The sequence below is a fragment of the Pseudoalteromonas atlantica genome, from assembly GCA_007988745.1.
Lineage (GTDB): Bacteria > Pseudomonadota > Gammaproteobacteria > Enterobacterales > Alteromonadaceae > Pseudoalteromonas > Pseudoalteromonas atlantica.
On sequence record BJUT01000023.1, the window covers coordinates 46,075 to 57,979 of the forward strand.

13 protein-coding genes are annotated in these 11,905 nt (G+C 41.1%); 3 read left to right on the forward strand and 10 right to left on the reverse strand.

The annotated features are described in order from the left end of the window. Positions 1 to 44: 44 nt before the first annotated feature. On the forward strand, positions 45 to 671 hold the full coding sequence (locus PAT01_RS11170; protein ID WP_154945473.1) for a TetR/AcrR family transcriptional regulator: 627 nt from the start codon (positions 45 to 47) through the stop codon (positions 669 to 671). A gap of 42 nt (positions 672 to 713) precedes the next feature. On the opposite strand, the gene PAT01_RS11175 is transcribed toward PAT01_RS11170, so the two are convergent. The 6 genes from PAT01_RS11175 to PAT01_RS11200 all read right to left on the reverse strand — a co-directional run bounded on the left by PAT01_RS11175 (position 714) and on the right by PAT01_RS11200 (position 6,608). Beyond that, positions 714 to 1,817, reverse strand: coding sequence for a HupE/UreJ family protein (locus tag PAT01_RS11175; protein ID WP_154945474.1), 1,104 nt, complete (start codon positions 1,815 to 1,817; stop codon positions 714 to 716). Next, positions 1,814 to 2,842 carry a hypothetical protein gene (locus tag PAT01_RS11180; RefSeq protein WP_154945475.1) on the reverse strand — a complete coding sequence of 343 codons (1,029 nt, stop codon included), beginning with the start codon at positions 2,840 to 2,842 and terminating at the stop codon, positions 1,814 to 1,816. The genes PAT01_RS11175 and PAT01_RS11180 overlap by 4 nt, the downstream gene beginning before the upstream one ends. A 56-nt stretch (positions 2,843 to 2,898) precedes the next feature. Beyond that, complete coding sequence (locus tag PAT01_RS11185; RefSeq protein WP_154945476.1) at positions 2,899 to 3,411, reverse strand: Ig-like domain-containing protein; 513 nt, start codon at positions 3,409 to 3,411, stop codon at positions 2,899 to 2,901. Positions 3,412 to 3,421: 10 nt separating this feature from the next. Next, positions 3,422 to 5,014 carry a DUF4331 domain-containing protein gene (locus PAT01_RS11190; protein WP_029771656.1) on the reverse strand — a complete coding sequence of 531 codons (1,593 nt, stop codon included), beginning with the start codon at positions 5,012 to 5,014 and terminating at the stop codon, positions 3,422 to 3,424. A 389-nt stretch (positions 5,015 to 5,403) separates the two neighbouring features. Beyond that, on the reverse strand, positions 5,404 to 6,087 hold the full coding sequence (locus PAT01_RS11195; RefSeq protein ID WP_154945477.1) for an anti-sigma factor: 684 nt from the start codon (positions 6,085 to 6,087) through the stop codon (positions 5,404 to 5,406). Beyond that, on the reverse strand, positions 6,084 to 6,608 hold the full coding sequence (locus PAT01_RS11200) for a sigma-70 family RNA polymerase sigma factor (protein ID WP_024031922.1): 525 nt from the start codon (positions 6,606 to 6,608) through the stop codon (positions 6,084 to 6,086). The genes PAT01_RS11195 and PAT01_RS11200 overlap by 4 nt, the downstream gene beginning before the upstream one ends. Positions 6,609 to 7,065: 457 nt before the next feature. On the opposite strand from PAT01_RS11200, the gene PAT01_RS11205 reads away from it, so the two are divergent. Continuing rightward, on the forward strand, positions 7,066 to 8,685 hold the full coding sequence (locus PAT01_RS11205) for a diacylglycerol kinase family protein (RefSeq protein WP_154945478.1): 1,620 nt from the start codon (positions 7,066 to 7,068) through the stop codon (positions 8,683 to 8,685). Between the two features lie 38 nt (positions 8,686 to 8,723). On the opposite strand, the gene PAT01_RS11210 is transcribed toward PAT01_RS11205, so the two are convergent. Both PAT01_RS11210 and PAT01_RS11215 read right to left on the reverse strand, forming a co-directional pair. Further along, a complete protein-coding gene (locus PAT01_RS11210) occupies positions 8,724 to 9,032 on the reverse strand; it encodes a VF530 family protein (RefSeq protein ID WP_004588743.1) in 309 nt (102 codons plus the stop codon). A 54-nt stretch (positions 9,033 to 9,086) separates the two neighbouring features. Beyond that, on the reverse strand, positions 9,087 to 9,389 hold the full coding sequence (locus PAT01_RS11215; RefSeq protein ID WP_154945479.1) for a DUF1496 domain-containing protein: 303 nt from the start codon (positions 9,387 to 9,389) through the stop codon (positions 9,087 to 9,089). Between the two features lie 117 nt (positions 9,390 to 9,506). Here PAT01_RS11215 and PAT01_RS11220 point away from each other — a divergent pair, with 117 nt between their 5' ends. Then, positions 9,507 to 9,740, forward strand: coding sequence for a TIGR02647 family protein (locus PAT01_RS11220; RefSeq protein ID WP_024031920.1), 234 nt, complete (start codon positions 9,507 to 9,509; stop codon positions 9,738 to 9,740). Here PAT01_RS11220 and maiA read toward each other — a convergent pair. Together maiA and hmgA are read right to left on the reverse strand one after the other, a co-directional pair. Beyond that, positions 9,737 to 10,366: a maleylacetoacetate isomerase gene (gene maiA / locus PAT01_RS11225; RefSeq protein WP_154945480.1), complete on the reverse strand. Its 630-nt coding sequence runs from the start codon at positions 10,364 to 10,366 to the stop codon at positions 9,737 to 9,739. The two genes, PAT01_RS11220 and maiA, sit on opposite strands and share 4 nt — an antisense overlap. A gap of 5 nt (positions 10,367 to 10,371) precedes the next feature. After that, entirely contained in the window at positions 10,372 to 11,670 is a 1,299-nt protein-coding gene (gene hmgA, locus PAT01_RS11230) for a homogentisate 1,2-dioxygenase (protein ID WP_154945481.1), read from the reverse strand. Between the last annotated feature and the right edge of the window lie 235 nt (positions 11,671 to 11,905).

An 11,905-nucleotide genomic window follows, 5' to 3' on the forward strand; every position in this document is an offset into this window, starting at 1 on the left:
AGCTTACGCTGTATTAAGTATGCGCTTAATACCGGAGTAGGGTTATGAGCACGAAAGCTAAAAGGCATACAGACCCAGCATTAGCACAAGCTAGGCGAGAGCAGGTGCTTAGTGCTGCCTCAGAGTGTTTTAAACGCAAGGGATATCATGGCGCAGGCATGGCCGAAATATCCCGTACGGCAGGCATGAGCGCTGGGCATATATATAACTACTTTGAAAGCAAAGAGGCAATAATTGAAAGTATTATTGCTAAAGACATGGAAGAAATGTTTTCTATCTTTCAGGAGTTTGAAGATCACCCTGGTGATGTTCTGCAAGCGCTTATAGATGGCTTAAACATTGGTGTACAAAGGCATATGGATACCGGTGCCTGTGTGGTTGATTTAGACATGATGGCGGAAGCGGGTCGCAATAGTAAAGTGGCCTCGCTTTTACGAGATATGGATATTCAAGCACGGGGGCGCATGCGTCAATTGCTCACCAGTGAACGTAGTGCACTTAAAGACACTGATGAACACGAACTTGAAAGCCGCATTAACGTAATTTTTTCGATGATGGCGGGGTTACTGCTTCGTAAGATGCTCTACCCTGAGCTCACCGAAGAAACGGTGTTAATCGCGCTAAGGCCTGCGATGAAAACCTTGCTAATGCCGTTTGATAAAACCAAGTAATAGAAAACTAAAAAGCGAGTCAAAAGGCTCGCTTTTTTAATGCTAAATGCGCTCTACGCACCACAATATTGCCATTGCAGCGATAGCAAGGGAGCCAATTGGCATCACCCATTTTATGTAAATAGGTTTATTGCGCATGGTTAGTAACACCGGCAGTGCAATACACAATATACTCAGCTGCCCAAGCTCTACACCTAAGTTAAACGCTAAAATGCTGAGCAATTGATAATCGCTCGAGAGCCCAAGCTCACTCAGTACACTGGCAAAGCCCATTCCATGTAACAAACCAAACGCAAAAGTAAGCCAGCCAAGGCGTAATATAACCGGCCATACATTGTTTAAAGCCGCAAATAATACCGAGATTGCAATACCTAGCTCTACCCAGCGGCTACTTGGCGAAACAAGATTAAGAGCCGTAGCAGTAAGGGTAAGTGAATGCGCAAGGGTAAAGGCAGTCACAATCCACGCAGTGTGCTTAATAATGTGCTTTTTACTTGCTATTGCCTGCCAGTGACTATCATTGCGTGTTAAAACGCAGGTTAAAAGTAGTGCAATTAAAAATAAAATATGGTCAATACCAATCCAAATATGTAACACGCCTTGATAAACATATTGGTTAAAAGTCGTTAAATAACTCGATTGCCCAGTGGTAAAAGTGTGCTGTTGCTCATCTATAGTGAAAACCCGCGAAACCTGATTTACATTTACAATAACTTTGTGGTTTGCGTCTTGGTTAAAAAAAGCGCGGTACGTTAACGTTACATCTGCATCAGTGTTACAGCTAAAAACTAGCGGTAAAACTAAATATGCTTCATTAAAATGATTATCTAATTGGTAGTTATCGGTGATTGTTAATGGGCAAGTTTGCTCATTTTGTAAAACCGATAGAGTATTTTTGGCATAGCGATTAATAGCCGACTTTTGTGATTTTAATTCGCCCCAGCTTATTTGTGTGTCTTGGTTAACATCAAGCGCAATGTGCTGTTCTAAATCGCTAATATTTATTTGCCAGGTGCCTGTGTATTGCTTTTCGTTGTTGGTATTATCCAGTGAAATGTAGCTTGTGCTCAACTGATGTGCTTGCACGCTAAAGTTGGCAAATAGTGCAACTATAAATAAAACAAATAACGCGTTTATTTTACTCATAAAGAATCCCTAACCATCGTATTTGCTTGGCTTAGTAAGTGTTTATCTGTACTCATTTTTGCTTGCTGCCAATTTATATTTGCCCAGTATTGTGCCTTGGCTTGGTTTGCTTGTACATGAATATAGTAGTTAGCTAAGTCGTTGGCATGGAAGGTATCTTGGCGTTGTTCACGTAATTTTACGCGCTGTTGCATGAGCGGTTGCCACACCGTATTAGTGTGCATATTACTGCGTTTTTCAGCTATGGCTAACTTGAGCAAAATAGCGTCTTCAAGCGATGAGTGGCTATTGGCAAGTTTACCGAGTGTATTAAGCACTTTTTCAGGGTTGTTTTGCTGCAGTTGAATATCGGCCCACAGCACAATGAGGCTCACCGGGGCTGTGTTTAAATCAATATTATTTATATGCTGCTGCGCACGGGTGAATTTATTGAGTCTAAACGCCATTTCGCTGAGCACATGTTTTGTCGCTAAGCTGCTGTTTTTGTTTTGCGTAAGCTTAACTAACGCGTGATAACTTTCACTAAGTTTGCCCTGTTGGCTTTGTACATCTAGCACACACGTGCTGGCCGTTAATAGGCTGGTGTTACCAATTAATGCCACACAATGGCGCTTAGCTTGTTCAAATTTGCCTTGTGTCATCAACATATTAGCGAGTAATAAATGTGTGTTTACATGATCTGGCTGGGTTTTTAATACGTTATTAGCAACGTCTATGGCATGCGAAAACGCATGCTCCTTTTGAAGTACCCGTGCATATAAATAACCGCTTTGTGCAGTTGCAGAAGCGGTATATAGGTTTTTTAAGCGTTTTTTTAATACACCTTGATAGCGCTCTGTTTGGCCTATGTATAGGCTATTTAGCACCAGCGCAGTGAGTTGCTCAAGGGTTAAATTAGCACTTAATGTTGCATTGCTTGAGGCAATAATTGCGTTATCTTTTGGGGTAATTGGTTTTGCAAGCACGTTATTTACACACAGTGCAGCGCAAAAAACAAAGAGCATTTTTTTATAATGACTGCGCATTGTTTTATCCTCTTAAAAAAGCCATCCATGGCCATCAGCTTAATTTACTTACTGAGTTAGTTACCAGAAGCGCCCGATGAAATACCGCTTACGTCTGTGTCTGTATTGATAAAGACACGTCCGTTGGTAGATAGCGGTTGCGCAGTGGGGCTTTGATTAAATGCATCGCTTGCAAATTGTGCAAAGTCCACTTGCAGTGCTTCAATGGTTATATTTACCGCTGCAGTCACTTGCTGGTTAACACCGTCTGATACACCAAACATAAAGCTGTCGCTACCGGTTGCTTCTTTGTTTGGGGTATAGGTAAAGCTGCCATCGCTATTTACTACAGCGTTACCTAATGTCGGCTGCGAAGTTAATGTGTATGTTAATGCATCGCCATCAGCATCGGTGGCCACTAACATGTCGTTAATTTCAACTTCTGTTTGTGTAATTAACATTGCATCGCTAGCACTGGGCGCAGAATTTACAACCGGTGTGGGTTGTTTGTTATCATCATCACTGCTACACGCGCCTAGTGCCAAAGCGCATAACAATATACTGCTATGGGTAAGGTTTAAATTACGCATACGTTACTCCTTATTTAGAGCCTGCAAGTGGGGTGGCTAAGTATGGGAAAGTGGCATCCATCATGCTTGCATCAACTGGAGCACCATCAGTGAATGGCACTGTACCTACATCAGCATCCTCTGGTGTACATAGACCTAAGTCGGTGTCTTCACCATTTACAGGAATAGGATGACATAAACGCCCCATTACCACGCGAAGTGCAATATCAACGACATCGTCACCTGGACGGCGCCCGTTTGGAAAACCTGCTAAATCATCACCGGCTACACCAAATGCAGACTGATCAGTTTGTGCTGTGGCTGCAATTGCAGTATTTAAACGTAGCATTTCTGATGGCGTTACGGTGGCTTGTTGGTTTACCCCTGCAAAACCAGTTAAAAATGCGGTGATTAAATCAGTACGTGGAAAGTTAGTTGGAGCAAGAGTTTCTAAATTAGCACCAAGTGTGGTATTTACTGCATCTTTAAATAAAATATTTAACAGCTCTGGTAAAGACGGGTGCGAAACGTAATCTAAAAACTGTGCATCGTCTTTAGGGTGAGCCGTTGAGAAGGTATCTTTGTCTTTAATACCAATAACTAGCTCATTAACTAATGGATTACCTAAGCGTGAAACCTGCGTTAATGCACCGCCATTTACCGCGTTATCTGCAAATTTAGCGTTAGGGTTTAAAATGCGTGCTTGAGGTAGGCTCGCTGTTGTCCATGAACCAATTACGCCGTTGCCTTCACCTACAATACAGCTTTTAGGCATTTCAACTGCAATTGAGGTAACGTTTTTATCTACGAGGTCGTCATTCTCACTGCTTTGTGTAATCCCTCCAGGGAAACCACCGCCATCCCCAGCACCTGGCGCACTATCACCTTCAACGGGAACGTAATTTACTAAATCGAATGTTTTACCTAAGTTAACGACAAATGGGTCTTTGCGCTGACCAACAAATACTTTGGCCATACTGTCACAGCCTGGTACCGAAACTTGATAAACAAACTGATCTGCATAGGTTTGGTAATCAGCCATTGAACCAAATGTTTTGTCACCAATATAATCAAGCGGTTTATTAAACGTGGTTGAACTGGTGGTGGTATTACTTAATGCTGTACTGGTACCCGTGCGTTGTGGACCGCTTATCATGCTGAGTGTGTATGACTCGCTAAAATTAGCGGCGCTATCATCACCTGCTGCTACACCACCAACGTTTTTAAGAGGTACAGATACAGTACGCTGATTATCTTCTGGGCCAACGGTTAATTGCACGCCTTGATTATCGTTTGGCAGCATACTGGTAAAATTAAAAGCAAAGGTAATATCCTCAACTGCATCACCGTCGTTATCAATATGAATACTGTAGGTTGCATCTGGGTCCATAGCAAAGTAGTTAGGGCCGCCGTAGGCATCTTGTAGAGGAATATAGTTGGCAATAAATGTAACGTAGTCGTCTCTGCCTGCTTCATAACTATTAAATACGTAAAAGTCGGTAGAGTCTAAGGTTGGAAAGCGGCTAATGTTCGGCGCTTCACGATGACTTGATGCCTCGCTAGAGGTGCTTACTAAGGTACTGCATACTACTACTGCGAGTATAGATGGAGTTAAAGCTTTCATGACTTTTTCCTTTAGTTTTGATTGGAGTCATAACTAATAACGAAGCAAAAAGCACAATGGATGCAAAAAAGTTAAATATTTTTTATTACTGTTAATAAAGGGATGTTTAACGTTCAAGATTAAATTTTCAGCAGGCTGTTTTGCATTTAGATAAGGAAGTGATAAGAGAGTGATAAAGAGGCTGAAGCGGTTTGGTTATATACTTATTACAGGGGGGGTATGCAATTAAAATAACGCAGCAGGTATTGAGCACACAATATGATAAGCATCGCAGTGCGATTAAGCCTACTTTAGTTTAATCAAATATTAATGGTTAAAAGGCGCTAGACCCCAAGGTAAATAAAAAGGTTGGCCAAACAAAGTTTGACCAACCAGTCGCGTTTATTTAGTTATAAAATAACTAAATCTGTCGTGTACAGTACTTGTGTTGGTAGGCCGTTTGGCGAGCCACCTAAAGGCTCTAAGCTAACAGCGAGTAGGGCAATATCTTGCGCTTTAAAGCGCGTGCCTTTGAGTAACTGTTTTTCACCGTTTTTAGGCAGTAGACCCAACGAAATTGGCGTGTCTTGCCCTTTTAAAATCATCCACAGCTCATAGTCTTTATCGGTTTGCGCAACGAGTTTATCACTGGCTTTAACCGATAATGTTTGCTCATCTACGTTAATAAACCACAGTGATTGCTTATCTTGGTTTTGTACTAAAGCAATTTGTTGGCTGTATTGGGGCTGAGTTGTGGGCTGAATAACCAAAAATGCTAAGATAATACAGGCAGCTGTGGCTATAAATGACCAATTGCGCCACAGCGATGTAGCTGGTTTGATCACCGTTTTAACGGGTTGATTAGTGTGTTCTAATGTATCTAAAATATTCTGCCACACTTGCGCGCGGGGTGTTTGAGGCGTAATTGCACTGGCTAAATCATTTAAATTTTGCTCCCACATTATAGTGGCTTCTCGGGCTTGCGGTAAGCTGAGCATTAAGCGTTGAAAACGTTTTCGTGCCAGGCCTTTTAAAGTACCTAATACATACTGCCCTGCTAAAGCATCAAGTAATTCTGGTTTATTATAATTCATAATGTTAAACACCTCTGCAACTGCTGCAAACCACGCCTGATCCAGCTTTTAACTGTGCCTAAGGGCGTTTCTATGTGATTGACTAACTCACCATGGCTTAGCCCTTTGTAATAGGCTAAATGAATGGCTTGTTTTTGTTGGGGATCAAGTTGCTCAATACAATTAACAAGTTTGGTTTGTTCGTCGTAACTAACATCGACTGCTTGTTCGTCGTATTCATCATCACCCATTGCCTGCTCTTTTCTTACCTTGTGATAACGCAATGCATCTAAGCTGCGGTATCTCACAATACTTATCATCCAGCTAATAACTGTGCCTTTAGATGAGTTGTACTCTGACGCGTTATGCCAAATTTTTATAAATGCCTCTTGCAGTACTTCTTCTGCGTGCGCGCGGTTTGACAGCATATTTAAACTAATCGCAAAAAGCTTTGCGCTTGTTTGCTGATACAAATCAGCAAACGCGGCTTTGTTACCCTGTGCTGTTTTACACAAAAGAGGAAGTAAATTGTCGTTTTCCATAAGGTTCCTGTTGTTTTTATTATTACCGAGGTGTGTTGGGCTTCGTGAATTAAAAATTGTTTTATTTAAGCGCAACTTAATCGCTTTGAAATAGAGATTAAACAGGCTGTTATAAATTTAACCAATAAAGATAAACACACTCTCAATAAACGTGTGAAAAGAGTGATTGGATGCAAAAACTTTTAAGCTGACATTTATATTAGCTGCTGTACACATTGAAACAAGTTTTAAATATAAACAGTTACCTTTGAGTAGTGAGAAAAAATGACCGATTACTGTGTAAAAAGCGCCTAATATGCGAATACAGCTAAAGCTAGCTACTTTTATTTATTTTATATCAGTTACTTAGTGTTGTTTTTGTTCCTAAAAAACAACTTTTGTTGGCGTGTAAATTGCTACTACACTTATACACAGCTGTAAAAAAATGTGCCAAAACAGTAAAAATAAAGGAGAAAATATGTGGGCTGCAACGAGTTATTTAATTTTAGCGTTAATTTTTATATTTATAGGGTGGGAGGTTAACTCGGTATATTTTGCAGTGGTATTTTACTGGAGTGCATTGTCGTTAATTCTTGTCAGTGGTGCTTACATTTTTAATTTGGCGAAAATTTTTAGAAAGCGTGAAAATGGTGTCATCCCATTTTATATTCGCTGGGCATTTGTGCCCTTTTTACTGGGTGTTCAAATTTACAATGCGTATTCTCGTAAGCACGATAAAGTCCCTCCCATTCAAAAAATTAACGACCATTTATTTTTAGCATGCCGATTGTTCCCCTCTGATATAGATACGTTAAAAGAAAACGGCATAACGGCAATATTAGATGTAACGTGTGAGTTTGATGGCTTAGAATGGAGCTCTACACAAGAAAATATTAGTTATTTAAATATTCCGGTGCTTGATCATAGTGTGCCTACCCATTCGCAATTAAACCAAGCCATTAACTGGATACATCATCATATTAAAGAAGACCGCCGCGTGGTAGTTCACTGTGCACTGGGCAGAGGGCGTTCGGTATTTGTTATGGCAGCGTATTTACTGAGCCAAGATAAAAACGCCGATGTTCACCAAGTGCTCGCGAAAATAAAAGAAACCCGCGAAACCGCAAATCTTAATAAGCATCAGCTTCGTCATTTAGCAAAGCGACATAAAAAGGGCGAGCTAGTTATTAAAAACAAAGCCGTTATTATTGCAAACCCTGTGTCGGGTACCAAAATGTGGCAAGACAAAGAGCATTTAATAGTGGCTAGGTTGTCGGCGTATTATGATTTAGAAGTATTAACCACCACCAAAGAAATAGACGGTATTGAGCTTGCTAAACAAGCCATTAACGATAAGCCAGATATAATAATTGCCTGTGGCGGCGATGGAACCGTGACAGAAGTAGCAAGTGTGTTGGTAAACACGCAGTGCAAGCTGGGAATTATCCCAATGGGCACAGCGAATGCCTTAGCGCATGTGCTCATGGGTATTAGCTCTAAAATCATTCCTGTTGAGCAGGCCTGCGATCTTATTATTGATGGGCAAACCCAAACAATTGATACGGCCTATTGTAATGACGAGCTTATGCTGTTGTTAGCTGGGATTGGTTATGAGCAATCAATGGTAGAAAAAGCAGATAGAGACTCAAAAAACGAATCGGGTCAGCTTGCCTATTTAAGTGGTTTTTTCAAGGCATTTAGTGAGCAAAAAGCGCAAACCCTTTATGTCACCCTTGATGATAATCAAACGCAGGAAGTAAATACAAATAGCTTTATTGTGGCTAATGCTGCGCCATTTACTACGTTATTAGCTCAAGGAGGTGGTCAGCCCGATCACGAAGATGGCCTATTAGACATTAATTGGCTGCTACCTAGTGATGAAAACACCACCCGCGTGTTAAGCATTGCTGAACTTATGTTTAGTAGTATTACACAAACGCATTTAGCAATTAGCTCGCATCACACTAACGCTAAAAAAGTAACGATAACCGCAGACGAAGAAATTAAGTATGTACTGGATGGTGAAATAAAAACAGCGGATACGCTTACTATTACAGTTGACCCTGCCTCGTTAAAAGTAATTAGTAAGGAGTTATAAAATACAAAATGCACGTATTTAACGTGCATTTTTGTGTATTACTTTTTAATGCTTGGCCAAACAAAACCACTGCTATCGCTTTGGCTGGCAGGCTTAGGGCGCTGAGCGCTTTTGGGTTTACGCAGCGGTTTGTTACTTAACGTATGTAAGTAGAGAGCTTCAACTTTATCGCGTGCCCAAGGGGTTTTACGTAAAAATTTTAAGCTTGATTTAATACTCGGTGAGTCGGTAAAACATTTAATGTTTACTTGCTCGCCCATGGCTTTAAACCCTAAGCGCTGCTCAAGCTCTACTAAAATTTGTTCTAACGTTACCCCATGAAGAGGATTTTTTGGTTGATTATCCATAGCCATACTACTTATTTAAACTGTGCGCATTGTAGCGTAAATCCTCATTTAGCGCTAATTGACCGTAATGGTTTTAGGCTTTGTGGGATAAACAATATTGCCTTTTTTATCTAATTTTAGCCAAATTAGCTCACTGTTATTATGCTGCGGGTTTTTAGCAGCGCACACTAAGGTAAAAGAATGTACTAGCACCAGCGCGCCTTCACTATAACGTTTGTTGTCGTACCAACAAATATCACCCTTATTAATAATCTCATTAGCGTCAATAAGAGAATGTGTTTTGACTGTTTTTGCATAACTGCTAGGGGCTAAAGTGAACGCAATTAAAAAAATAAATAAAACCATAATATGGCGCATGAGCGACCTCGAATTTTGATAGTTTAAAAATAGTACACACGATTAAAAAACATGCTAGGGTAAGTAATAGCGTTAAACAACACTGACTTAAACACACAATTATAAAAAGGTGAACACATGCAATTTAATCAAACAATGATAGATGAATTTACGTTATTAGCTAAATTTCCACGTGAGAGCAAAATGCAAGGGATTAAGTTACATTCGGATGCTGAACCAAGTTTATTAAGCGCGGCGCAAAGGTTGTTTGATAAAGGCGTGATAGACAGCCCAGATGGCGGCTATTTAACCGAACTGGGCCTTGATTTAATAGAGCACGTGAGTGTTATTCACTGCGCATTAAAAAGTTAAACTGCATCGCGCTGATTTTGCGGCGCGGCGTCACTAAAAGCGGGTAATGCATTACAACGTGCATAAATGGCTGCAATTTTTGGATACGCAGCCATATCTACATTAAAACGCAACGCATTAAATACCTGTGGCACTAAGCATATATCAGCGAGAGTGGGTGTATTGCCTACGCAAAACCCATTGTTTTCACTTAGCATCAATTCAATTTTTTCAAATCCAAGCTCTACCCAATGCCTATACCAGGCAGCTTTAGCTTGCTCGTCTACCTCCAATTCGTTGCTTAAATACTTCAGCACTCGTAAATTATTTACTGGATGAATATCACATGCCACTGCATAGCTAATGTTACGAATTTGCGCTTTTTGCCATGCAGTGCCATAAATTAACGGCGTTTGCGGATAGCTTTCATCTAACCACTCTAAAATAGCGAGTGATTGCGCTAATACGCCTTCGTCCGTTTCAAGAGCAGGAAGTAAACCTTGCACATTTTTATCTAAGTAAGGCTGCGCTAGCTGTTCAGATTTAAGTAAATTAACGAATTGCATATCATGCTCAATGCCTTTTAAATTAAGTGCTATGCGTACACGGTATGCGGCAGATGAGCGAAAGTAGCTGTATAGTTTCATTGTTATTATTCCTCGCCTGTAAAATGTTTTGTGATACTACGCCAGCACTGAGTGTAATTAGTTTGGCGCTCTTTTCCTTCAAGGGCATATTTAGTGGGCGATATTATGTAACGAGACTCGAACATAAAGGCCAACGTGTTCTCGTATTTTTGCGGTGCAAGCTCAGCGTTAGATGCTTTTTCGAATACCTCGGCTTCAGGCCCATGTGGCGACATACAATTATGCAAACTAGCGCCTCCTGGTACAAACCCGTGCTCTTTTGCATCGTAAACCCCTTCTATTAAGCCCATAAACTCACTCATAATATTGCGATGATAGTAAGGAGGTCTAAATGTATTCTCTGCCACCATCCAACGCGGTGGAAAAATTACAAAATCTACATTTGCCATGCCTTCAGTGGCTGAAGGGGAGGTAAGTACAGTAAATATAGAAGGATCTGGGTGGTCAAAACTCACGGTATTAATAACATTAAAACGTGCTAAGTCGTATTTGTACGGTGCGCTGTTACCGGTCCAAGCAACTACATCAAAAGGCGAGTGTGTAATAGGGCAACTAAATAAATGACCGTTAAATTTAGTGACTAATTCAAAGCTACCTTCTTTATCTTCAAATGCAGCGACAGGGTATTTAAAGTCTCTGTCGTTGGCATAGCCATTTGCCCCGACGGGGCCGCGCTCGGCAAGTTCAAATGCGTGACCATAGTTTTCACAAATGTAGCCACGTGCGGTTTCATCAATTAAATCAACCGAGAATTTAATCCCGCGAGGAATGACGGCAATTTCCCCCGGCTTTACTGTGAGCTTTCCACATTCGGTGTGTAATAACAGTTCGCCATGCTGAGGCACAAACAACAGCTCACCATCGGCATTACAAAAATAACGCTCTTGCATAGAACTGTTAGCAACATAAACATGAATACCCATACCGGTTTGTCCATTGGCACTGCCATTTGCAGCCATTGTAATTAAGCCATCAATAAAATCAGTGGGCTGTGTGGGAATATCAATAGGGCTCCAGCGCATCATTGTAGGGGGCGTAATTGCTTCAGTTATAGGCGCTGTTCTTATTAGTGCGTTATCTATAGCGGTGTATTCACCTTGTACCACCGATGGGCGAAGGCGGTACAGCCACGTGCGACGATTAGCGGCTCGCGGGGCGGTAAAGGCCGTGCTGCTAAATTGCTCGGTGTATAAATTGTACTTCACCTTTTGTGGGGTAAATTGCCCAACAGGCAATGCACCGGGTAGCGCTTCGGTTTCAAACTCATTGCCAAAACCGCTCATGTAGTTTATTTCGCTGGCCATATTTAGATCCTGTGAGAGTGACATTGTTTTATTTTTCTAGGGCCTGTTTATCTTTCGAGGTTGAATTTGCAGCAGTCTGTTTGGGAATTAGGCAAGGCAGAGCCTATGCAGTGTGGTTGTTCCCCATAAATAGGCGATAACGTAGCATAAATGCCAAACAGGCGCTGCCCGAAGGGTTCTGCCTAGGGGCCATTTACTCTTTGTTGCTCGGTTTTTACTTAGCCCACTAGGTTAC